Origin of the sequence: Desulfoluna sp. (assembly GCF_030145185.1) — a bacterium.
Classification (GTDB): domain Bacteria; phylum Desulfobacterota; class Desulfobacteria; order Desulfobacterales; family Desulfolunaceae; genus Desulfoluna.
The window spans coordinates 1-23271 of record NZ_JAQYWB010000051.1 but is presented as its reverse complement, the minus strand read 5'-3'; the positions used below and the strand labels follow the sequence as shown (position 1 = coordinate 23271).

The window sequence follows — 23271 nt, the reverse complement described above, 5'->3', positions numbered from 1 at the left end:
CGGCGTTTCCTGCGGTCTTGATCACCTCTTTCATTGGGCGGGGCCTCCTGCTCCCCTTGTGGATGGTCGGGCGACCGGGTGGATCGCCATACGTCTTTTTTAAGGTCGTCGAGTGTGCCACCAGGGCACGGCCGGTTATTTTTTTTGGACCAGTTTGTACTGGAAGCTGTCGGCCAGGGCCTCAAAGCTTGCTTCGATGATGTCTTCGGAGACGCCGATGGTGCTCCAGATATCATCCCCGTCTCGGGATTCGATGAGGACGCGTACCTTGGATTCCGTCCCGCCCCGTCCGTCCATGACGCGGACCTTGAAGTCCACCAGGTGCATGGTCTCAAGCTCTTTGTAGAAGCGGCCCAGGGCTTTTCTGAGGGCGTTGTCCAGAGCGCTGACCGGGCCATGACCTTCTGCTGCGGTGATTTCGCTTTCACCGCCCACATTCACCTTGACCATGGCGTGGGAGGTGCAGGGGCGATCTTTGTCCTTTTCGATGGTGACTCGAAACGATTCCAGGTCAAAGACCGGCTCATACTTAAGCAGAAATTTGTCCATGAGCACCTTGAAGGAGCCATCGGCCACTTCGTACTGGTAGCCTTCCTGCTCCAGCATCTTAATTTCGTTGACGATGCGTTTGGAATCAAACTCGGGGGCGTCCAAGTTGATGCCCATCTCCCTGGCCTTGTATTCGATGTTGCTTCGGCCTGCCTGGTCCGAGACAAGAACCCGGCGTTTGTTTCCCACGTCCTCCGGGCTGATGTGTTCATAGGAAAGGGGCTGCTTCATCACGGCGCTGACATGCACCCCGCCTTTGTGGGCAAAGGCGCTCTTGCCCACAAAGGGGCGGGAGGCCAGGGGGATCATGTTGGAGGTCTCGCTCACAAAACGTGACAGCGGTTTCAGCTTTTTCAGGTTCTCCTCAGACACGCAGGGCCGTTTCAGTTTCAGGTTGAGGATGGGGATGACGGAGGTGAGGTCCGTGTTCCCGCATCTTTCGCCGTACCCGTTAATGGTGCCCTGCACCATGGCTGCCCCGGCTTGAACCGCGGCGATGGAGTTCGCCACGGCCACGTTACAGTCGTTGTGGGCGTGGATTCCCATGCGGATGTCTCTCCCTGACTCTGCATCAAGCCTGGATTTCACCGTGTCGAGGATCTCGCTGACTTCGTGGGGCAAAGTTCCCCCATTGGTATCGCACAATACCACGAAATCGGCGCCTCCGGAAAGGGAGGCCTTCAGGGTCTGGATCGCATACTCCGGGTTGGCTTTGTAGCCGTCGAAGAAGTGTTCGGCGTCGTAGAGCACCTCACGCCCGTGGCTTTTCAGGAAGGCCACGCTCTCTTCAATCATGGCCAGGTTTTCGGAGAGAGTGTTTCCCATGATGTCCACCACGTGGAGATCCCAGGTCTTTCCGAAGAGGGTAATCGCCGGTGAGCCACAGGCAATCAGGGCCTGTAAGTTGGCGTCTTCCCCGGCGGGAACCCCCTGACGGCGGGTGGAACCGAAGGCGGTGATGCGTGCGGTGGCGAATTGGGTGTCTCTCGCCAGTTCGAAAAACCGATCAGCCGCCGGGTTGGAACCGGGCCATCCACCTTCAATGTAGTGTATCCCCATGTCGTCAAGGCGTTGTGCCACTTTGATTTTATCATCTGGCGAAAAGGAGATGTTCTCCCCCTGGGTGCCATCACGCAGGGTGGTATCGAATATCAGGACCGGTTCCATGTCATGTCGCTCCGGGTTTATTGCACCGTGAAAAGCCGGACCTTCCGGGTGCGGGTGTAAACGAGATGCCTTGCCTTTCGCGCCGTGACGGTGCGAAAGGATTTTGCTGAGGCTCGTCGGGAGGTTCGTTGATCAGTTGCCCCGGTAAAGGGCGATGCTGCCGGTGCGAACGATCTCTTTGATTCCCATGGGGGTGACGAGCTCAATGAAGGCTTTCAGCTTCTCTTCTGTGGCCGTCGCTTCGATGGTTACATGCTCTGGACCCACATCGACGATTTTGTAGCGAAAGATGTCGACGATGTTGATTAATTCGCCTCGGTTGTCGGCTTTGACATGGATCTTGATCAGGGCCAGCTCGCGCTGGACGTAGTCCGACTCGGTGAGGTCGTGTACCGTCACCACGTTGATGAGTTTGTGCAGCTGCTTCTTGATCTGCTCCATGATGGCGGTATCCGCCGTGGTGACCATGGTGATACGGGAAATATTCGGCTCGTTGGTGGCCGCGACGTTTAAGCTGTCAATGTTGTAACCGCGTCCGGAGAAGAGGCCGACGATACGGGAGAGAACACCGGGTTCGTTGTCCACCTGAATGGAGAGAATGTGTCGTTTTTCGCTCATGGGTCGATTTCCTTATGTCAGGGAGGCCGGAGCTCGGCCGCCCGTAAAGAGTCAGGTTGGTAGAGACACATCCCCGGCTCGGCAACAGGCGGAGCCGGGGCATGGATCAGACAAGCAGCATGTCGGTAATGGCTTTGCCGGCCGGGACCATGGGGTAGACGTTCTCTTCACGGTCCACGACAAACTCCATGATGACGGCGCCTGGGGTCTCAAGGCCCTCTTTAAGAACCGCTTCCACCTCTTCGGGCCGGGTGGCTCGAAGCCCTTTGGCTCCGTAGGCGTCGGCCAGCTTGACGAAGTCGGGGTTGTGGTCCAGGGTGGTGGCAGAGTAGCATTTGTCGTAGAAGAGATCCTGCCACTGACGCACCATGCCTAAGTATCGGTTGTTGAGGATGATGATTTTTATGGGCAGGTTATGCTCAACCGCCGTGGCCATCTCCTGAATGTTCATCTGGATGCTGCCGTCACCGGCCACGTCCACGACGAGCTTGTCGGGGCAGGCCATTTGGGCACCGATGGCCGCAGGGAGACCGAATCCCATGGTCCCGAGTCCACCGGAGGTGATGAACTGATGGGGCCGGTTGAAGTGGTAGTACTGGGCCGCCCACATCTGGTTCTGCCCGACCTCTGTGGTGACAATGGCTTCGCCTTTGGTCATCTTGAAGAAGGTGTCGATGACGTACTGGGGCTTGATGGTCTCTTTTTGATCATAGGCAAGGGGCGTGGTTTTCTTCCACGCTTCGACCTGATGGTTCCACTCGCTGCGGTCCGGCGCGTTCTCCGGCTCCGGCTCTTTTTCCAGGAGATCGTTCAGTTTTTCCAGGGCGATCTTGCAGTCGCCGACGATGGGGACTTCGACCTCGATATTTTTATGGATACTCGTGGGGTCGATGTCGATTTGAACGATGGTAGCGTTGGGGGCGAAATCATCGGTTCGGCCCGTTACGCGGTCGTCAAATCGAACGCCGATGGCCAGCATCAGGTCACACTGGCTGATGGCCATATTGGCTCGAAAGGTGCCATGCATCCCCGGCATCCCCAACCAGAGGGGATCGGTCCCGGGGAAAGCCCCCAGGCCCATGAGGGTACTTGTGACGCAGGTGTTGGTGCTCCTGGCCAGTTGGACCAGGGCCTCGGAGGCGCCGGACAGTACCACGCCGCCGCCGGAAAAGATCAAGGGGCGCTTCGCCTTTTTGATGAGGCCTGCCACACGGGAGAGCTGCTTGACGTTGGGCTTGTACGTGGGCTTGTAGGTCCGCATGTTGATGTCCTGCGGCCCGTTGACCTTGGTTTTCATCACCTGGATGTTTTTGGGGATATCCACGAGGACAGGTCCGGGGCGTCCGGATCTGGCCAGGAAGAAGGCTTCCCGAAGGATGCGTTCCAGGCTTTCGATGTCTTTTACCAGGTAGTTGTGCTTGGTGCAGGGACGGGTGATCCCTACGATGTCCACTTCCTGGAAGGCGTCGTTTCCGATGAGCTGGGTGGGGACCTGCCCGGTGATGATCACCATGGGAATGGAGTCCATGTAGGCGGTGGCGATGCCGGTGACGGTGTTGGTGGCACCCGGGCCGGAGGTCGCGAAACAGACGCCGGTCCTGCCGCTGGCCCTGGCAAAGCCATCGGCTGCGTGAACAGCACCCTGTTCATGGCGTGCAAGGATGTGTTTGAACTCTGTCCTGGCGAGTTCGTCGTAAATGTCGATGACGGCTCCACCCGGGTATCCAAAGATGGTGTCAACGCCCTCTTCCTTCAGCACTTTCATCAGGATTTTTGTTCCTGTCAGTTCCTTTGCAGACATTCCTTGGTCCTTTGCTGGTTTGGTAACGGGAAACCTTGTCTTCCGTTACGCTGTCGTCATCAAAAAAAAATCTCGATAAACTATAGTGACGGCCGCCGAAGCGGCCGTTAAGCCCATGTTTACTTGACCACAGCGCCTTCGCTGGCAGAGGAGACCAGTCGGGCGTATCGGGCCATATATCCCTTGGTGATGCGGGGCGCGGGTGCCTTCCATTCGGCCTTGCGTTTTTCAATGGCCATTTCGGGAATCATCAGGTCAATGCTCTTGGTGGCAATGTTGATGCTGATGAGATCCCCTTCATGAACCAGGCCGATGGGGCCGCCCGATGCCGCTTCGGGAGAGACGTGCCCAATGGCGGCGCCACGGGTGCCGCCGGAGAATCGTCCGTCGGTGATGAGGGCCACCGAGCCGTCAAGGCCCATGCCGGCGATGGCAGAGGTCGGGGTGAGCATTTCTCGCATACCCGGACCGCCCTTGGGCCCTTCGTTGCGGATGACCACCACGTCTCCTTTGTGAATCTGGCCCTTCATGATGGCGCCGGAGGCTTCTTCTTCGGATTCAAACACCCGGGCAGGGCCTTTGTGCTGCATCATCTCAGGAAGCACCGCGGATTGTTTTACCACGCAGCCGTCCGGGGCGATGTTGCCGAAAAGGACCGCAAGGCCGCCCTCTTCGTGGTAGGGGGAGTCCCAGGAACGGATGACATCGGGATCCAGGATGCGGGCATTTTTACTGTTTTCACCCACGGTGGCTCCGGTGACGGTGATGCATTCGGTGTTGAGGCGTCCCTGATCCGCAAGGATTTTAAGGATGGCCTGGATGCCGCCCGCCCGGTACAGGTCTTCGATGTGGTCCTTGCCACCGGGAGAGAGAGAGCAGAGGTGGGGGGTGATTTTGCTGATCTCGTTGATCAGGGTCAGGGGAACCTCCACGCCTGCTTCGTTGGCGATGGCTTTCAGGTGAAGGACGGTGTTGGTGGAACAGCCCAGGGCCATGTCCACGGCCAGGGCGTTCGCAAAGGCTTTTTCGGTCAGAATCTGGCTGGGGGTAATGCCTTTTTCCACCAGCTCAAGAATCTTCATCCCGGCCATTTTAGCCAGACGTTCCCGGGCTGCCATGACGGCAGGGATGGTGCCGTTGCCGGGCAGACCCATGCCGATGGCCTCGGTGAGGCAGTTCATGGAGTTGGCGGTGAACATGCCGGAGCAGGAGCCGCAGGTGGGACAGGCCGAATCTTCTATGGTGGTGAGCTCTTCTTCGGTCATTTTTCCAGAGAGTACAGCTCCCACGGATTCGAAGACGGTGATCAGGTCCACCTTTTCCTGGGGGCGCTCCGGGTGACGGCCGGCCAGCATGGGGCCGCCGCTTATAAAAATGGAGGGGATGTCAAGCCGTGCTGCGGCCATGAGCATGCCGGGGACGATCTTGTCGCAGTTGGGGATCAGCACCAGGCCGTCGAAAGCGTGGGCGGTGGCGACCACTTCCACGGAATCGGCGATGAGTTCCCGGCTGCCCAGGGAGTAGCTCATGCCCGTGTGGTTCATGGCGATGCCGTCGCAGACGCCGATCACACCGAATTCTACCGGCATGCCGCCCGCCATATAGATCCCTGCCTTGACCGCTTCGGTGATGCGGTTCAGGTGGGTGTGGCCCGGAATGATGGTGTTGGCCGAGTTGGCGATGCCGATGATGGGTCGTTCAATCTCGGTGTCGGTGTAGCCCATGGCCTTGAAAAGGGATCGGTGTGGGGCTCGCTCTATACCTTTTTTGACATTGTCGCTTTTCATGAAGTGCTCCATAAAAAAAGCCGTTATCAGTGTTGACTGATAACGGCTTTTTTTGGTGTGTGATATTTATGTTAAGCCATTACCAGTCGCCTTTATGTAGACGAATCCTAATCACGGGTACGATGCCCGCTACAAGAATTAGAATCACAATAATAAGGGTGGTAATCGCTTTGGCGTCGTTCATGAGTCAGAGTTTCCTAATAGATTCATTTGATCGTCACTTGATATACTCTTCACCCCTCCTTGTCAAGGGCTTCGTAGCTGATGTGGAAAAAAGTTGGGGGCAATCTTTTATATATGTTAAGCACAGCGCGTCTTTTTTTTAGAAAAGACGCAGGCCTGCAGATAGAATCGTCGCGTTGAATGGGTGCTAATTATTCGAAATCATTGATATTCTCGAGAGAAAAGAGGACGCGGTATGCGCCCCCTTTGTAAAAAAACAAAAAAATGATTCTATAGAGGCTCGCTCAGCGGTTTTTTTCTTATGAAAAAAAATCATGGGCCCTTGGAAGACCAGACCGTGGCTTAAAAAGCGATGATTACGAGGAGGGCAGGGGGATATGATTGATGGCTGAGGCCATGTAGCCTGCGCCAAAGCCGTTGTCAATGTTCACAGCGGCGACGTTGGAGCTGCAGCTGCTGAGCATTCCGAAAAGGGCGGTCATGCCTCCGAGACTGACCCCGTAGCCGATACTGGTGGGGACGGCAATCACCGGGGCTTTGACCATGCCGGCGACCACGCTGGGTAAGGCGCCCTCCATGCCGGCCACCACGATAATGACGGTGGCTTGCTCCAGGGTCTCCCGGTGGCTTAAGAGGCGGTGAATGCCCGCCACGCCGACGTCAAAGACCGAGTGGACCTGGTTTCCCATGTATTGAGCGGTGAGAAGAGCCTCCCGGGCCACGGGGATGTCTGAGGTGCCGGCAGAGAGGACCAGAACCGTACCGTGTCCGGTGGGATCGGGGATTTTGGGAGCCAGTATGATCATGCGTGCATCCGCCTCATACCGGCAGGCGGGGAGGGCGCTGAGGACGCGTTGGGCTTTTTCTTCATCGACGCGGGTGGCGAGGATCGTCTCTTCCTGGGGTATCATTCGTTCCATGATGCCGATGATCTGTTCGCTTGTTTTGCCTTCGCCGAAGATGACTTCTGGAAACCCTTTGCGCAGGCTTCGGTGGTGGTCGATGTTGGCAAAAGAGAGGTCTTCGTTGATGAAGTGGGTGAGCTTGCCGGCGGTCTCCTCAATAGAGAGGTCACCGCGCTGCAGGTTTTCCAAAATACGTGTGAGTCGATTTTTATCCATGAAGTCCGTTGTGTCCCGTGCGGGTTGTGAACAAGTGGCCGTGGGTAAACGAAGCTATTTTAATCGGTTTTATTAATGAGGTCAATGATATCCTTTTTCATCTCCATGAAGTGTTTCACCAGGCGTGGGTCAAACTGGGTGGCGCTTCGAGATTGAATCTCCTGGAAGGCTTTTTCTACGGGCCAGGGTGCTCGGTGGGGGCGCTCGGAGATCAGGGCGTCGAAGACATCGCAGATGGCCACGATGCGCCCGATGAGGGGGATCTCTTCGCCGGCCAGTCCTCGGTTGTATCCGTTCCCGTCCCACCATTCATGGTGGGTGAGGGCGATGATCTGGGCTTCCTGGATCAGCAGGGAGTTGCTGTTCGCCAGGAGGCGGGAGCCGATGGTGGTGTGCTCTTTCATCAGCATCCATTCGTCCTCGGTGAGTGTTCCTTTTTTCATGAGGATATTATCAGAGATCCCTATTTTTCCCGCGTCATGGAGTGTGCTGGAGAGGGCCAGCCGTTCGATCTCCTCAGGGGAGAGGCCCGCCTGTCGGCCCAGCATTTCAGCCAGGTAGCTGATCCGAATGACGTTTTGTCCTGTCCCGTAATCCCTGAACTTGGAGGCCAGGCTGAGGCGGTTAATGATCTCGACCTGGGTCTCTTTCAGTTCGCGGGTGCGCTCCTTGACCTTTTCTTCGAGGATGAGGTTTTTGTTTTTGAGGCTCTCCTGGATCACTTTGAGGGTGAGGTGGGTTTTGACCCGTGCCTTCACTTCGGAGATATCAAAGGGCTTGGTGATGTAATCAACGGCCCCGATGGACAGACCTTTGCGTTTGTTTGCGGGGGCGTCCATCGCGGTGATGAAAATGATGGGGATATCGCAGGTGGCGGGATTTTCTTTCAGCCGTTTGCAGACATCGAATCCGTCCATTCCGGGCATCAGGACGTCCAGGAGAATGAGGTCCAGGCGGTTTGCGTGGGAATATTCAATGGCTTTTTTACCGTCCAGGGCCACACCGAGTTTGTAATCATCCTTGAGGGTCTCAACGAGAATATCGATGTTGGCTTTGGTATCGTCAACGAGGAGAATTCTCCTGTTGGCATGTTCAATCATGGGATTGGTCCTTGAGCAGCTTGGGTTCAGATGACTCTCTCGTTTGGGGGGAGAGGGTTCGCTTGAGGTGTCTTGCGAGGGTATCCGTCAGGGTCGAGGCACGTTCAAAATCGTACCCGTGAATCGCCTTTTCCACCGAGGCGAGCAGCTCCCCGAGCTCTTCATCCAGAAAGCGTCTTCCTTTAAGCGCTTGTTTGATGGTGTGGAAGGATTCTTCGGATTCCACGGGATCAAATTTGGCAAGGTGAGAGGCCAACTCCTGCATCAGGATAATCGCTGTCTCGGGTCCACCGGGAGGTGGGGCCACTGTCAGGGTGCCGTCCTTGTCCTGGAGTGCTTTTCGGCCGAGTTTATTGATGGATTCCATAATCACGGACAGGGAGGACTCGACCAGGGGAAGCCTCCCGAGAATGGGGTCCTTTTCTCCGGCGAGGATGGCCGTTTCAAGGGATTGGGCGGCAAGCATCAGGTCTCCAGCTGCGATGTTGCCGGCCACTCCCTTCAGGGCGTGGGCGCATTGTTTGGCGCTCTCTAAGTCGTTATCGGCGATAAAGGTCCGAAATTCTGTGGAGAACACGGCGTACTGTGTTTTGAACTCCTGAAGAATCCGTATGTAGCTTTCCCAGGAGCCTCCCAGTCGGTGGATTCCCTCCTCCAGGTTGAGCCCGGGCAGGGTGAAGGGGAGCTCTTGGCGGGAATGACTGGACTGGTTTTCGGCGGGGTAACTTGATTGCATCTTCAGGGCTTCGGAGAGGCGGATATTTTTCCGGATGGCGGAAAAAAGCCGGTTTCTGTCGATGGGCTTTGAAATGTAGTCGTTCATGCCGGCGGCCAGGCATTTTTCCCGGTCTCCGTACATGGCGTGGGCCGTCATGGCGATGATGGGCAGGCTGATGCGTTTCAGGTCGTGGCGGATTGCCCGAGTGGCCTGGAAACCATCCATCTCGGGCATTTGAATGTCCATGAGTACCACGTCGTAGTTTTTAGCCGCCACCTTTTTCACGGCTTCGGTTCCGTACTCGGCCGTGTCGATCAGGGCGCCGGAGCCCCGCATCATTTCGATGGCCACCATCCGGTTGATGGGGTTGTCTTCCACCAGAAGAATGGTGACATCTGAAAATTCGTTGGACGGGGCGGGTTGTCGGGAGGGCGTCTCTTTTCGTGTGGATTCGTACCCGAAGATTTCCATGATGGAGTCAAAGAGCAGGGATTGCTTGATGGGCTTGAGCAGAAAGCTGTCCACGCCGATCTGTTTGGCCCGCCTGATTTCATATTCGTTGCCCAGGGCGCTGATCATAACAATGGGCGGTGCTTTTATCTGGGGGGTTTCTTTGATGCGCTGGGCCACTTCGATGCCGTCCACTCCGGGCAGACGGACATCCAGAACCACCAAATCATAGGGGCGCCCTTCGGCAGCCGCCAGATAGAGATCGATGGCTTTTTCTCCGGATTCTGCCAACTCGGTGCGGAACCCGAAGGACTCCATGTACCGTTTGATCACCATGAGAGTGGACGGGTTGTCATCCACGATGAGGGCGCACATTTCACGCATGTTGGGCGGCAGGGTCGGGGTGGGGGTGATGCTGTGGAGCACGGCCTTGAAACGGGCTGTGAAGGCAAAAAGACTGCCTTTTCCCCTTTCGCTCTCGACCCAGATGTCGCCTCCCATGATGCGGACAATATTTCGGCAGATGGCAAGGCCCAGCCCGGTGCCGCCATATTTACGGGTGGTGGAGCCATCGGCCTGGGCAAAGGCATCAAAGATATCTCCTTTGCTGTTTTCCACCAGCTTGGGCTCGATACCAATGCCGGTATCCCGGACCTCGAACAGGAGGACGGCGTTGGTGCCGTTCATCTCCTTCAGGGAGACTCGAATGCAGATTTCTCCCTCTTCCGTAAATTTAAAGGCATTGCTGACCAGGTTGGAGAGCACCTGGCGAAGGCGCAGAGGATCGGCAATGAGCTGCCTGGGGATTCGGGGGTCGATATCGATGATCATCTCCAGCTGCTTGGCCATGTTTTTTTCTAAAAACATGTCGGCGCTTTCATCGATGAGTTCATGCAGGGAGAAGGGGATGCTCTCAAAGGTGAGCTTGCCTGCATCGATCTTGGAAAAATCGAGAATGTCGTTGATGAGTTCCAGCAGGGAGAGGGAGGAGGTGCGGATGATGTTGAGATACTCCCCTCGCTTTTCTGTGCTGTTGTTTTTCATGAGGAGATCCGACATCCCCACGATGGCGTTCAGCGGCGTACGGATCTCATGGCTCATGTTGGCGAGAAATTCACTTTTGGCCCGTGTGGACTGGTCGGCTTCTTCCTTGGCCCGTGTCAGGCTTTCATTGGTCCGGATCAGCTCCGCCGTCCGCTCCTCCACTCGCTTTTCCAGGTCATTGCGTGCTGTGGCAAGGGCATCTTCGGCTCGTTTGCGGTCGGTGATGTCTCGGGCCACCCCCCGGAATCCGGTGGGCTCGCCGTGTTGATTGCGGATGAGGGTGGCGGAGATGGAAAGCACGGCGCTGGAATTATTTTTCCCCACCATCTCGTAATCGCTTATTTTTCCAGATTTACCGGTTTTGTAGATGATGTTGAAGACGGTGAAAAGCTCATCGGCGGTTTTTTTACTGGTGTAATCTTTGTAGTGGAGCCCCATCAGCTCTTGCCTTGAGTACCCGGAGATCTCACACATGGAGTTGTTGAAAAAGACCAGCTTGCCGCCGAGGTTGACCTCAAAAAAACCCTCCTGGATGCTGTCTAAGATGGTTTGGTAGGAGTCCCGGCTTCTAATCAGTTCTTCTTCGTACTGCTTGCGTTTGGCAATCTCCTCCCGAAGTTTTCGGTTTGCGGACACCATCTCAGCGGTGCGGTTTTCCACCTTCTCTTCGAGTTGGTTTCGGTACTCTTCCAGCTCGCTCTGGCTTTTTATTTTCCGGGTGATGTCACGAAGATAAGAGAGGGTGGCGGGGCGCCCCTTCCAGAGGATCCCGGAGGATCGAAGGCGAACCACGCCGAAGGTGCCATCTGCTTTTTGAGTGCGGAAGGTATACTGGGAGAAATCGTCGCCGGAGGCCTCTCCGATGGTGAGGCGATAGTTGGCCAGGACCCGAAGGGTGTCGTCATGGTGAATGAATTCGGCAATGGGGTGTCCGATGATATCCTTGACCGGGCACCCGAGATGCTCCACCACTTTGCGGTTGGAGAAGACGAAGCACTCGTCTTGGACCACAACGATTCCGTCACTTGCGTGTTCAATCATCGTTTTCTTCAGAGCAAGGGATTCCCTGATTTCCTTCAACTCCGTTTCCACATGCGGGATGGCTTCCTTCGGTGGTTCATGTTGCATGGAATCTGACAACGATCAATCCTCCGGTAAAGGCATGGGCAGACGCATCACCCGGAGATCCGATCACCATAAATTGAGGCTGCTCGGCGTGACGGATTCCACCCCTTCCTCTGGGGCGGGAAAGGGGGTTGTGAGCGTTGTTTATTGTATGGTGTGAGTGTTTATAACCTATGGTTATCTTACCTTAGCGGTAATTTCAACTCTTTCGCGTTTTTTTTGCTGGGGTGTTCCTCACTGGGTCGCCTTTCAGTGTTGATGCGAGATGCCCTGAAATTAAGGCGTGCCATGGGCAATGGAAGAGGGGTGGGTGGAGTCGATGTAGCGTTTGACGCCTTTGACGATGCCCTCGCAGATTTTATCCTGATACGTTGCGGAGGTGAGCCGCTTGCACTCGCTTTTGTTGCTGATAAACCCCGTTTCAACGAGAATGGCCGGCATGCGTGCGCCCAGAAGGACATAAAAGGGAGCCTGTTTGACGCCTTTGTTTCGAATGCGTGTGTAGTTTTTGCTCAGGCTGGAAACCAGAGAACTCTGGACGTATTGAGCCAGGCGGCTTGATTCGTTAATCTTGGCGTTCTTCATCAGACTGTTCAAGATAGTGTGAAGGTCACTGATGTTCTTTTCACTGGTGGCGTTTTCCCGGGCGGCCACGTTGATGGAGTCTCGATCTTTGGCGAGGTTGAGGAAGTAGGTCTCCACGCCATAGGCTTTTTTATTTCGTGAGGCGTTGGCATGGATCGAGATAAAGAGATCGGCCCGTTTTCGGTTGGCCAGGGTGGTTCGTTCGTCCAGACTCAGGTACCGGTCATTGCTTCGCGTGAGGATCACTTCACATTTCAGCTCCTTGCGGAGTTTGACGGCCAGCCGCTTGGAGAGGGACAGGACGATGTTTTTTTCAGAGACCCCTTTGTAATATCCCGGGGCACCATTGTCCTTGCCTCCGTGTCCGGCGTCGATGACGATGCGGCGGACCCCCAGGGCCAGTTGTCGGGCCAGGTCTTCGGGGGTGAACAGCTCATCGATTGCCGGTTTCGTCTCGTTTTTGATCGGAGGATGCGTGGGCTGAGAGCCACTCCAGATGTCGACGACAATGCGGTTGGGTTTTTTCAGCGGGAAGACTTTGTAGTGACTGAAGTTGACGGCGTCCACCACCACTCGGACAACGCCGGGTTTGAAGAGGCCCGAGCGGACCTGTTTCACCCGGGGATCGCTCTCAAGGGTGATGCTTGATTTCAGCGTATTTTGGGCATGACCCTTGATGTCGATCCAGATGCGTTTGGGTTTCTTGGTCTTTGGGTCGTGACGGAGCATGCCGTGGGTGAAGACAAGGGCGCCTCGGGTGTCCAGCACGATGCGGGTGCGTGATGGGAGGGTGCCATAACGGATATGGGTGATGGCCCCATTGACGGGTGGGGGGGCGGTCTTCTTTTCAGGGACTGTCACCGGTTTGTTTGTTTTTCGGGTCTCAGGCGATTTGACGACCGGTTGAGGCTTGGCCGGGGCCGGTTTAACGGTGACTTTTGGGAGACGCCTTAAGAGCTTTGTCGCTTCCTGGCTGTACCGGCTGGACTCAAAGCCACGGGTTTGGGTGAGAAGGTCTCGGGCGCGTTCCAGGTCGGCTCGCCTGCCGGAAAATTTCTCCAGTTCCATGTACAATTTACCGGCCTGAAAGAGACCGGCCGGGGCCCAGGGGCCACGTTTGTCCTTTCGCCAGGCATCGAGATATTTATCGGCGCAGACTTCCCATTTGTCCCGTCTGTTTTTCCAGGATATTTTTTTCAGCAGTTTGCGGTGGTAGCTCTCCGCCGATAGGTAGGCTTTTTTTGCCTCGTCCTGGGCCGGGGCGGCGGAGACCGTGAGCGGTCCGGTGAGCAGGCATACCAGCAGCAGGAGACGGACCACGGCGACCGCCCACGGGAACCCGTGGGATTTTGAGGGGGCGTTTGCTCTCTGGTGGCTCACTCTGATCTGCTGCAACCGGTCTCCCGTATTAACTTTTTGATTCCTCTTCAGAAAGAGCCTTGAGCTCGTTCAGCAGGGCCAATGCCTGAAGGGGGGTGGTGGCGTTGATGTCCACCGACTGAAGTTTCTCTAAAATGGGATTTTCCCTGGAAGGGAAAAGAGCCAGTTGAACAAAACCGTTCTCTTTTTTGCTTTTTTTCCTTGGCGGCTTTGTTTTTTTGCTGCCTCGGGCCTCCGGAAGGCCTTCACCCAGTCGACGGCCCAGGTTCTTCTGGTCGCCATTTTCATCACTTTCGATGACGGAGAGCACTTTTTTGGCTCGTTTGATCACCTTGTGGGGTACGCCGGCAAGGCGTGCTACCTGGATACCGTAGCTTCTGTTGGTCCCGCCTTCAACCAGTTTTCGCAGGAAAATGATGTTTTCATTCCATTCCTTGACGGCAATGTTGAAGTTTTTCACCCTGGGCTTGAGCCCTTCGAGCTCTGTCAATTCGTGATAATGCGTTGCAAACAGAGTCTTTACGCCGGCTCCTGAAAGATCATGGAGGTACTCAGCCACGGCCCAGGCAATGCTGAGGCCGTCGTAGGTGCTGGTTCCCCTGCCGATTTCATCCATGATGATCAAGCTGTCGGAGGTGGCGTTGTTGAGAATATTGGCCGTCTCTTCCATCTCCACCATGAAGGTGCTCTGGCCCTGGGAGAGGTTGTCCAGGGCGCCCACGCGGGTAAAAATACGGTCGGTCACGCTGATCACGGCTCTGGCTGCCGGAACAAAGGAGCCTAACTGTGCCATGAGCGTGATGAGGGCCACCTGCCTCAGGACAGTGGATTTACCGGCCATGTTGGGACCGGTGATGAGGATCACCTGATTGTCCGTGTTGTCAAGGCGGATGGAGTTGGGGACATACCGTTCGGCGGTGATCATTTTTTCCACCACGGGGTGGCGGCCATCCCGGATATCAATGACTCCGTCGGTTGTCATGAGGGGGCGGGTGTAGCCATTGTGATCGGCCACCTCGGCCAGGGCCAGGAGCACGTCTACCCGGGCGATAAAGCGAGAGGCGGATGCCAGCTCCGCGTTGCGGGCTGTGACGGCATCTCGCAACGCGCAGAAGATCTGATATTCGAGGCTGCTTCGTTTCTCTTCGGCATGAAGGACTTTGGTTTCGAATTCCTTGAGTTCTTCGGTGATGTAGCGTTCGGCGTTTACCAGGGTCTGTTTGCGGATGTAGCTGTCCGGGACCTGGGTGGACTGGGCCTTGGAGACCTCGATGAAGTACCCGAAGACCCGATTGTATTTGACTTTCAGGGACGAAAGCCCGGTTTTTTTCCGTTCCGAAACTTCCAGCTCGGCGATCCAGCTCTTGCCGTCGGTGGTCAAACGGATGTATTCGTCCAGCTCTTCATCATAGCCCTCTCGAATGATGCCCCCGTCCTGGAGGCCCAGGGGGGCGTCTTCTCGCACGGCTTTGTGGAGAAGATTTGCCAGTTCGGAAAGCAGGCTGAGATCACCTTCGTAGCGGTAAAGGGCAGAGTGGAAGTCGGTGAGCTGCTCCAGCAGTCGGGGCAGGGCGAAGAGGGAGTTCTTCAGGGCGGTAAGGTCTCGTGCGTTGCCCTGATTCATGGCGATGCGGCTGGCCAGGCGCTCCAGGTCAAAGACTCCATTCAAGTCTTCGCGTGCCAGGCTGCGGCGCGTCATATGCTCCTTGGCTTCGGAGACGGCGTCGAGTCGAGCTTCGATGCCCGCAGGGACCAGCAGGGGAGAGCGGATCCAGCTCTTGAGAAGGCGCCCGCCCATGGCGGTGACCGTCTTGTCGATGGTTCCGACGAGGGTCCCCTTGCGTGAGCCGTCCCTCAAATTGGAAAGGAGTTCCAGATTTCGCAGGCTGGAGTCGTCCATGATGAGATAGTCGTTGAGGCCATACGTTTCGATCCGGTCTATGTGCTCAATTTTCTGGAGCTGGGTTTCGCTTACGTAGGCAAGGATCGCTCCGGCGGCACCCACACCGGCCTTTAAATTTTCGCAGCCGAAACCTTCCAGAGATCGGGTGTTGAACTGGTCGGTGAGGCGTTTTTTTGCTCCCCGGAGGTCAAATTCCCGGTTTTCCAGGTAGGTGAAGGAGCTGTTCTGGAGAGCCTCTTTCAGGGGACCCAGATCGTCATCGTCCCGAAGCGCCTCGGGCAGAAGAATTTCGGAAGGAGACAGTTTGATGGATTCATCAAAGAGGGCGGAGAGATCCCGAGACTCGCAGAGCCGAAAGGAGCCCGTGGAAATATCCAGGCACGCCAACCCGGCAGCGCCGTTGTTGCGATGGATGGAGAGAATGAAGTTGTTGCTCTTTTCATCCAGGAGAGCGGTGTCCAGGATCATGCCGGGGGTGACGATGCGAGTGACGTCTCGTTTTACCAGCCCCTTGGCCTCCCTGGGGTCTTCGACCTGCTCACAGACGGCCACCTTGAGACCGGCTCCGATGAGGCGGGCGATATAGCTGTCAGCTGCCTTGGCAGGTATCCCGCACATGGGAATGGGGTTTTTGGACTTCTTGTCCCGGGAGGTGAGAGCGATTTCAAGAACCTTGGATGCTTTTTCGGCATCGTCAAAGAACATCTCAAAAAAATCACCCATTCGGTAAAAGAGGATCGCATCCGGGTGCTTGGCTTTGATCTCAAGATACTGGGCCATCATGGGTGTGGTTTTGTTTTGCGTCATGTTTGCTTTGGGTGTTGCTTCCCGCCGAAAACAAACGCCGCGCTGATTGGGCGCGGCGTAAACGGCTCTGGAATGGATTATAGCCGGGGCCACCTGAAAGAAATGGCCTCATATATCAGCGGCCGCTTAAAACGGGCGGATCCCCTGGGCGTTTAATTACAATGATGAAACGGGACGAGGAAATCAGCCCTGCTGGGGGGCCGCTTCCGTCTCTCCGGGTATCATGGCTTCTTCAACAGGGGTGGTCTCCTGTGCTACAGGGCGTCTTTTCAGGAGGTCCATTTCACCGCGGAGGGTGGAAATTTTTTCCTGCTGAGAGTCGATCACGGCGTTGAGTTCTTTGGCCGCTTTCTTGGTCTTGAATCGGGCCATGAGGCCGGCGGTGTATGCCAGAAGAAAACCAATAAGAAAGGACCCGAGGAAATAGAGCCCGGTGGCGATGTCAGGGGTCTGAAAGGTTTTCATCTTGAGATCGACAGCCAATATCTGTTTGGCACTGAAGAAGGTCCAGTTTTGATAGACAACGACAAACAGAGCGGCGAGAATCAAAAATAACAGAGCGATTTTGAATTTTTTCATGGTGTGTCTCCATAGTGTCGTGCCCGGTTTTGTCCGTCGGCAGGGGTTACGTGGCCTGCGTAAGGGGCGCGGTCCGTCGGATGGTGGCGGACGGGTTTGGCGTATCGAATCGGCAGGCAATTTGACAAAAATACTGTTCGATTCACATACGCTTTTTGTCTGAAGAATTCAACCTTTTTTTCTTGGAGGGGCTTGGCGGACGGGCTCTTTCGTGCCGGTTCATGGAGGAAATGAGTCCACGTTCAGAGGCGTATCAGCTCAAGGTTTCCCCAGAACCCGATGCGGGAGCCCACCACAATCACAAGGCCCTTGACGCCCTCAATGGTTTTTCCGTAGTCCATGGCCTGATCAATGGACCCGGCATCCTTGACCCGGTTTCCGATGGACGTGGCGGCTGCGTCGGCAAGGGCTCCCGAGGCGGAGACGACACAGACGGCGTCGCTTTTACCGAAGCTTAAGGAGTGTCCCAGGGTTCCGGAGGAGGTACAAACAGCAAAGGGGCTCTGCACGTCTTTAAACGAGAGACCTACCTTCATGGAAAAGGGGGAGTCTCCCGCATGAAGGGCCACGGTGGTGTTTCCGGTGACAGCCAGGAAGGTGTCCCCGCCGTTTTCCACGATCACCTCGGAAGAGAGGGGGAGGAGCGCGCGCCCCACAGCTTCGGAGAGGGCTCCGGCCACAGCGGCCATGGGGCCGACCCCGGCTTTTTGCGAGGCCTCCGCCATGGTGCGGATGAGGGCCGGTGCCGGCCCGGTGATCGGGATGGGGGCCAGGGAGGTGGCAAATGAGGGGTGGTCGGCAATCCATGTCTCAAGGGGAGTTCGGCAGTCAAGGATGGCATGGATGGCCTCGTGGCTGAGGTCACGGGCCGCGGAAATGGCCAGGTCTGTCTCTTTGACGGTGACATGAAAGGAGATGAGGCTCTCCCTGGAACAGAGACGGCGATAGGTCCGGTTTTTAAAAAGTGGATTTTTCATGGATCGAGGCTTCTCAGGATGTGGGTTTATGGCTTGAGGTGAATGACCGTGGGGCGTCGTTCTTCCGGACAGAGTCGCAGGAAATAGTTGTCGGTCATACCGGAGACAAAGTCTCGAACCACCATGGCTGGCGGGGTGGCCTGCAGGTATTCGGGGGGCATTTTTTTGACGAAGTTTTTGATGATCAGGGAGTCCCCGCGTTGCTGGTGCAGGTCGCTGAGGCAACGATCGAAGACGAGGGTAAAAAGATCGGTCAGGTTGCCGAGATGTTTCTTGATCTCCTTGCTCATGTAAATGCGCTCGAGGTTAAATAATTTCAGGGCTTTCATGGCATCTGCCACCTCCTGGGAGTAGCGGATGACCTCCCCGGTGCTGTGGGTGATGACATCGGTGACCAGGGTGTAGACGATGGTGCCGTTGGTTTGCCCCAGGACCCGTGTGCAGTCTGCGGGAAGCTCTGTGCGCTGGATAATTCCAAGCCGGATGGCGTCTTCGATGTCTCGGCCGATGTAACTGATGGTGTCCGCAAATTTGACCACACACCCTTCCAGGGTCAGGGGGATCGGCGTGATACGCTCGCCTTCCGCCATGCGCCTGAGCTCTTCATCAAAACGGGTGAATGTTTTGGTCAGATCCGGGGAGAGCGGCACATCATGACTCTCTCCGTTGTGGCAGAAGATGCCATCCAGGGTTTGAAGGGTGAGGTTCCATCCTCTCCCCGCTTTTTCTATGGTGTCGAGAAAACGGACGCTTTGAAGGTTGTGACGGAAGGGGCCGAGGTCGGCATTCCTGGAGAGGAGGGAGAGGATACGCTCTCCTTCGTGGCCGAAGGGGGGGTGGCCGATGTCGTGGCCCAGGGCGATGGCTTCAATGAGGTCTTCGTTCAGGCCCAGGGCTCGGCCCACGGTCCGTGCAATCCTGGACACCAACTGCACATGAAGCACCCGATGGGTAAGATGGTCGTTTTGGATGAGGGAAAAAACCTGGGTCTTGTCGATGTAGCGGGTGTAGGCTTGGGAGTTGATGATTCGGTCCACGTCGACGGCGTAGGAGGGTCGGTAGCCGGTGGACTCGGCTTTGTCGGGCCGTCGGCGAAGGGCACTCCGGGATCTGGACGCAAAGGAGGCCAGGTGCTCTTCCACCCGTTCAAGGCGGTGTCTGATTGTGGCGCCGGATGGGTCCATATTTTTATGACCGCACTATTTGAAGAGGATCTGGGGTAAGGCTGGGCGGGCCGGCCCGGAAAATCACGGACCGGCAGGCTTCATTCTTACAGCTGTTTGACAATTTTTGCGATAATTGTCTCAATGGCTACGGAGAACTCGTTGTTTTTGTCCTTGGTAAAAATGGGGGTGCCTGCATCCGAGGCTTCCACTACGGCCGGGTCGAAGGGGATGGTGCCGAGGAAAGGGATGCCCATTTTGGTGGCTGTGGTCAGGCCTCCGCCGCTTTTGAAGAGGGCGATTTTGGTGTTGCAGCCGGGGCAGGTGAAGGGTCCCATGTTTTCCACCAGGCCAACCACGTCAAGTTTGACCGTCTGGCAGAAGTTGATGGACTTGCGTACGTCGGCAAGGGCCACTTCCTGAGGCGTGGTGACCACGATGGCCTTGGCTTCGGGAATGGTCTGAACCACCGTCAAGGGCTCGTCGCCGGTTCCGGGAGGGGCATCAATAACCAGAAAATCAAGCTCGCCCCATTCGACCTGGGTGACGAACTGCTGAATCATCCCCGCCTTGGCCGGGCCTCTCCAGATGACGGCCTGATCGGCTTCGCGCATGAGGCACTGCATGGTGATGACCTTAAGGTTGGGCCCTTTCTGGGCCGGGATCAGCTTTTTCTCTTCGTTGATGTCGAGAAGTTCGCTGAGTCCCATGATCTGAGCGATGCTGGGGCCGTGGAGGTCCACATCCATGAGTCCGACCTTGAAGCCTTTTTCGGCCAGGCCTACAGCGAGGTTGGCGGAGATAGAGCTTTTGCCCACCCCTCCTTTACCGCTCATGACAAAGAGTTTGTTTTTGATCTTGGAGAGAGTGCCCTTGATCATCCTTTCCTGTTCCTGGGCGGCGTCGGATTTTCCGCCTTTGGCTTTTTTAGCCTTATCCACACTGTCGTGAATCATGGTGCTTAACGCTCCTTCGTGAGTTCAGTCTACAGGCTTTTGCCGTCTTGGCTCTCAGCCCGAGGGGTCATGAGGTCACCGGATAAATGGTCCGGGTTTTCACACTCTCCACGAGCGACACATGAAGATCACACCTCGTTTCGTGGGGACTGTAAAAACGGTTGTATTTCCCCTGCCGTCCATCAGGGGAAGTCCCAATATAATGCAAATCCAGATTTCTTCAAGGCATTAGGGAAAAGATTTTTTGTACCTCAACTTTTTAGGCTCGACAAAATCGTTTCGTCGTATTCAACAAGAAAGGAGGGATGGGCCGGGATTCTGCGGCTTGAATTTGTGGCTGATCCGCTGTAAATCATAGGGCTAAGGGCTAAGGGCTAAAGGCTAAAGGCTAAAGGCGAAGGGCTAAAGGCTAAAGGCTAAAGGCGAAGGGCTAAAGGCTAAAGGCGAAGGGCTAAGGGCTAAGGGCTAAGGGCTAAGGGCTAAGGGCTAAAGGCTAAAGGCTAAAGGCGAAGGGCTAAAGGCTAAAGGCGAAGGGCTAAGGGCTAAGGGCTAAAGGCGAAGGGCTAAGGGCTAAGGGCTAAAGGCGAAGGGCTAAGGGCTAAGGGCTAAAGGCTAAGGGCTAAGGGCTAAAGGCTAAAGGCTAAAGGCTAAGGGCGAAGGGCGAAGGGCTAAAGGCGAAGGGCTAAAGGCTAAAGGCTAAAGGCGAGAGGCGAGAGGCGAAAGGCTGAGGGCGAATGTGGCTTTGCCACCCTTGCCGCAGAGGCAGGTTTTTGGGACTTTATTTAGGATATCGGGGATGGATGGAGTGAAGATTGAACAGGACGCCTTCTCGGCGCATGGGACGGCTTTACGTGTGCTGGCGCGCTTGCGGGGCCGGGGTTTTGAAGCGGTCGTGGCTGGAGGCGCGGTGCGGGATTGCCTGCTGGGCCGTCCGGTGCGAGAGCTCGATATTGCCACGGATGCCCACCCTCGTGACATTGTGGCTCTTTTCAGTGACCGCCGGGTCGAGTCGGTGGGCCGGAGCTTTCCCCTGGTGCTCGTGGATGGGGTGGAGGTGGCCACCTTTCGTGGTGAGAGTCTGACGGAGGACCTGCTGCGAAGAGATTTGACCTTTAATGCCATGGCGTGGTGTCCAGAGACCCTTGATGTCATCGACCCCTGGGGGGGCATGGCCGATGTGAAGGCCCGCCTCGTTCGTTTCACCGGAGACCCGAAAGCCCGGATCGAAGAGGACCCCTTACGGCTTTTGCGGGCGGCGCGCTTTGTCTCGGAACTTTCCGGCTCCATGGATGAAGAGAGCCTTTTTGCTATGGTGGCCCGGGCCGAGGCGGTGACGGCTGTGGCCCCGGAGCGGATTCATCATGAAATGCTGAAAGCCATGGCCGGGGAGACGCCCTCTCTTTTTTTTGAAACCCTGCGAAAAGGCGGCCTTCTTAAGTATCTCTTCCCTGAGATGCTGAAGAGTGTGGGGCACGACGGGGGGCCTCATCACGAGGAGACGGTGTGGGAGCATATGATGATGGCGACCGATGCCATTTCTCCCAAATTCCCCCTGCTGCGGCTTGCCATGGCCCTCCACGATGTGGCCAAGCCACGGTGCGTGGACCAGGGAAAAAACGGCATCCGCTTTATCGGTCATGAAAAGGCAGGGGAGCCCCTGGTGGATGAAACCCTGGAACGCCTGGGATTCAGCAATCGACAGCGTGCCTTTGTCTCTAAAATAGTGCGCCACCATATGCGTCGTATCGATGCGGACACCACTCCCAAGGCGGTGCGCCGAATCCTCAGGGACCTGAACGACAGCGAGCTTCCCTGGCGGGACTGGATGCGTGGGGTGTTCGCCGACGGCAAGGCCAATCGAAAGAAAAAGGGGGGGTACTCCCTTGCTGAGATGCGCCTTATGGTCCGTGCCGTCTACGCCGAAATTTCCGCCAGGCATAAAGGGGGCTTCTCCCTGGCCCATCTTGCCGTCAGCGGCCAGGACCTCATCACCCAGGTGGGGGTTCCCCAGGGACCCCAGGTGGGAATCCTTCTAAAGGCCCTCCTGGAGCTGGTCATCGAGACCCCGGAACTCAATGAAAAGGAGGCGCTGTTGATAGAAGCGGCCCGATTGATAGATAAAAGCATGCCTCCGGCGGCAAGGTGAGCCACCTTGAAAGCGGGTTTGCGACTGCGCATCGGGCGTCGTTTATTAAGGCTGAAATGCGTCCGCATTCGCGTGAAGTGTAAGGAAACGCACAGTGCGTCACAAGTGCACGAGCTGTCGGTGGGCAGAATCCAATTCAGCCATTGGTTTTAACAGGAATAACTCAGGCGTTCGTCATCCCCGGCTTTTCGGGGCTACCGAAGACGAATTATTGACCTCATCCTTCTCTTTCTCTTACACGCCGAATTGCCGTAGGCCGGGGATCCATGCTCGGTTTTGAGTTACACCTCAACATTATCATCAATCACTCAGCCGAATCATTTTTAAACCCATCTCGGAACCCTTTGGCAATAGTCCCGGTAGTTCCCCTTAAACATCTCCTCGAGCATTTTCTCTTCTTCACGAATAACGAATTGGTACAGGACTTTTTTCAGCAGCCAGACAAAGGGCAGGGTGGCGGGGTTTCCAAGAACCGCGCACCAGCCGGTCAGGACCATAAGGGCCACGACGTACATGGGGTTTCGACTGTTTGTGTAAGGCCCACGAATAACGAAGACGTTGGGTCGCGTAAAGGGGTGGGTGGAGGTGTGGGCTGAATGGAATCGGTCGCAGGCATGCCAGAACAGCCAGAGGGCCGGAATCCACAAGATGGGTCCGGTGAGGTAAAAGGGGGCTCCGGGGAGGCGAAGGCCGGGCAGCAGTCGGTCGGTGAAGAAGGCCAGGGTGGCCATTAGAGTGAGCCAGACCGGGGGCCAGATGTGAAGTTTCATGGGTGTTCCTTAAAGTTGGTGCTTGGTTCTTGGTTGTGGGGTCGCTACGCTCCGGCTGATAAAAATCAGGGCGAGTGTCGATGATTTTCCACATGAATTTGGAGGTAGGGTGCCAGCCGTTTTGGTGCGCAAGCGCATTCTATGCTTGGTAAACAGTGAAGGGTCCCTCGGCCCCTTTCCATGGTTTTCCTGATGGTCATGCCCAACAACGTTTGCGGGCGCGCCGGCTTCTTGACCCGCTTTCAAGGTGGCACACCTTGCCGCCGGAGGCTTTTAGTGGCCTTGGTCATTGTTTGTCCACAATCTTAAAAAAAACGAGAAAGATGGACCGAAACGGAGCGC

General features: G+C 56.2%; 15 protein-coding genes. 1 reads left to right on the top strand and 14 read right to left on the bottom strand.

Annotated features, from left to right (window positions below; all coding sequences use genetic code 11):
• Positions 1-135 precede the first annotated feature (135 nt).
• From cimA to Q1Q75_RS15935, 13 genes are all read right to left on the bottom strand, one after another.
• Complete coding sequence (cimA, locus tag Q1Q75_RS15995) at positions 136-1716, bottom strand: citramalate synthase (RefSeq protein ID WP_300672654.1); 1581 nt, start codon at positions 1714-1716, stop codon at positions 136-138.
• Between the two features lie 132 nt (positions 1717-1848).
• Positions 1849-2334: an acetolactate synthase small subunit gene (ilvN, locus tag Q1Q75_RS15990; RefSeq protein WP_300672652.1), complete on the bottom strand. Its 486-nt coding sequence runs from the start codon at positions 2332-2334 to the stop codon at positions 1849-1851.
• A 106-nt stretch (positions 2335-2440) separates the two neighbouring features.
• Positions 2441-4135: a biosynthetic-type acetolactate synthase large subunit gene (ilvB, locus tag Q1Q75_RS15985; protein WP_300672650.1), complete on the bottom strand. Its 1695-nt coding sequence runs from the start codon at positions 4133-4135 to the stop codon at positions 2441-2443.
• Between the two features lie 119 nt (positions 4136-4254).
• Positions 4255-5922, bottom strand: a complete 1668-nt coding sequence (ilvD, locus tag Q1Q75_RS15980; protein WP_300672648.1) for a dihydroxy-acid dehydratase — start codon at positions 5920-5922, stop codon at positions 4255-4257.
• A 539-nt stretch (positions 5923-6461) separates the two neighbouring features.
• On the bottom strand, positions 6462-7226 hold the full coding sequence (larB, locus tag Q1Q75_RS15975) for a nickel pincer cofactor biosynthesis protein LarB (protein WP_300672644.1): 765 nt from the start codon (positions 7224-7226) through the stop codon (positions 6462-6464).
• A gap of 59 nt (positions 7227-7285) precedes the next feature.
• Complete coding sequence (locus tag Q1Q75_RS15970) at positions 7286-8326, bottom strand: HD domain-containing phosphohydrolase (RefSeq protein ID WP_300672642.1); 1041 nt, start codon at positions 8324-8326, stop codon at positions 7286-7288.
• A complete protein-coding gene (locus tag Q1Q75_RS15965; protein ID WP_300672640.1) occupies positions 8319-11666 on the bottom strand; it encodes a response regulator in 3348 nt (1115 codons plus the stop codon). Before Q1Q75_RS15965 ends, Q1Q75_RS15970 begins: the two co-directional genes overlap by 8 nt.
• A 273-nt stretch (positions 11667-11939) precedes the next feature.
• Entirely contained in the window at positions 11940-13643 is a 1704-nt protein-coding gene (locus tag Q1Q75_RS15960; RefSeq protein ID WP_300672638.1) for an N-acetylmuramoyl-L-alanine amidase, read from the bottom strand.
• 13 nt (positions 13644-13656) lie between these two features.
• Positions 13657-16338 carry a DNA mismatch repair protein MutS gene (gene mutS, locus Q1Q75_RS15955; RefSeq protein WP_300672636.1) on the bottom strand — a complete coding sequence of 894 codons (2682 nt, stop codon included), beginning with the start codon at positions 16336-16338 and terminating at the stop codon, positions 13657-13659.
• 183 nt (positions 16339-16521) lie between these two features.
• A complete protein-coding gene (locus tag Q1Q75_RS15950) occupies positions 16522-16917 on the bottom strand; it encodes a LapA family protein (protein WP_300672634.1) in 396 nt (131 codons plus the stop codon).
• Positions 16918-17159: 242 nt separating this feature from the next.
• Positions 17160-17894, bottom strand: a complete 735-nt coding sequence (locus Q1Q75_RS15945; protein ID WP_300672632.1) for a UPF0280 family protein — start codon at positions 17892-17894, stop codon at positions 17160-17162.
• Positions 17895-17920: 26 nt separating this feature from the next.
• Positions 17921-19078, bottom strand: coding sequence for an HD domain-containing protein (locus tag Q1Q75_RS15940; RefSeq protein ID WP_300672630.1), 1158 nt, complete (start codon positions 19076-19078; stop codon positions 17921-17923).
• An 86-nt stretch (positions 19079-19164) separates the two neighbouring features.
• Positions 19165-20013, bottom strand: a complete 849-nt coding sequence (locus tag Q1Q75_RS15935) for an Mrp/NBP35 family ATP-binding protein (protein WP_300672628.1) — start codon at positions 20011-20013, stop codon at positions 19165-19167.
• A gap of 796 nt (positions 20014-20809) precedes the next feature.
• On the opposite strand from Q1Q75_RS15935, the gene Q1Q75_RS15930 reads away from it, so the two are divergent.
• Positions 20810-22159 carry a CCA tRNA nucleotidyltransferase gene (locus Q1Q75_RS15930; protein WP_300672626.1) on the top strand — a complete coding sequence of 450 codons (1350 nt, stop codon included), beginning with the start codon at positions 20810-20812 and terminating at the stop codon, positions 22157-22159.
• A gap of 323 nt (positions 22160-22482) precedes the next feature.
• On the opposite strand, the gene Q1Q75_RS15925 is transcribed toward Q1Q75_RS15930, so the two are convergent.
• Entirely contained in the window at positions 22483-22929 is a 447-nt protein-coding gene (locus Q1Q75_RS15925; protein ID WP_300672624.1) for an isoprenylcysteine carboxylmethyltransferase family protein, read from the bottom strand.
• Positions 22930-23271 lie beyond the last annotated feature (342 nt).

What these genes read in the sequence shown, in the direction of transcription:
- Q1Q75_RS15965 (WP_300672640.1), bottom strand. Translation starts at nt 11,666, where the DNA reads ATGCAACATGAACCACCGAAGGAAGCCATCCCGCATGTGGAAACGGAG.
- larB (WP_300672644.1), bottom strand. Translation starts at nt 7,226, where the DNA reads ATGGATAAAAATCGACTCACACGTATTTTGGAAAACCTGCAGCGCGGT.
- Q1Q75_RS15935 (WP_300672628.1), bottom strand. Translation starts at nt 20,013, where the DNA reads ATGATTCACGACAGTGTGGATAAGGCTAAAAAAGCCAAAGGCGGAAAA.
- mutS (WP_300672636.1), bottom strand. Translation starts at nt 16,338, where the DNA reads ATGACGCAAAACAAAACCACACCCATGATGGCCCAGTATCTTGAGATC.
- ilvN (WP_300672652.1), bottom strand. Translation starts at nt 2,334, where the DNA reads ATGAGCGAAAAACGACACATTCTCTCCATTCAGGTGGACAACGAACCC.
- Q1Q75_RS15950 (WP_300672634.1), bottom strand. Translation starts at nt 16,917, where the DNA reads ATGAAAAAATTCAAAATCGCTCTGTTATTTTTGATTCTCGCCGCTCTG.
- Q1Q75_RS15970 (WP_300672642.1), bottom strand. Translation starts at nt 8,326, where the DNA reads ATGATTGAACATGCCAACAGGAGAATTCTCCTCGTTGACGATACCAAA.
- ilvB (WP_300672650.1), bottom strand. Translation starts at nt 4,135, where the DNA reads ATGTCTGCAAAGGAACTGACAGGAACAAAAATCCTGATGAAAGTGCTG.
- Q1Q75_RS15945 (WP_300672632.1), bottom strand. Translation starts at nt 17,894, where the DNA reads ATGAAAAATCCACTTTTTAAAAACCGGACCTATCGCCGTCTCTGTTCC.
- Q1Q75_RS15925 (WP_300672624.1), bottom strand. Translation starts at nt 22,929, where the DNA reads ATGAAACTTCACATCTGGCCCCCGGTCTGGCTCACTCTAATGGCCACC.
- Q1Q75_RS15940 (WP_300672630.1), bottom strand. Translation starts at nt 19,078, where the DNA reads ATGGACCCATCCGGCGCCACAATCAGACACCGCCTTGAACGGGTGGAA.
- cimA (WP_300672654.1), bottom strand. Translation starts at nt 1,716, where the DNA reads ATGGAACCGGTCCTGATATTCGATACCACCCTGCGTGATGGCACCCAG.
- ilvD (WP_300672648.1), bottom strand. Translation starts at nt 5,922, where the DNA reads ATGAAAAGCGACAATGTCAAAAAAGGTATAGAGCGAGCCCCACACCGA.
- Q1Q75_RS15930 (WP_300672626.1), top strand. Translation starts at nt 20,810, where the DNA reads ATGGATGGAGTGAAGATTGAACAGGACGCCTTCTCGGCGCATGGGACG.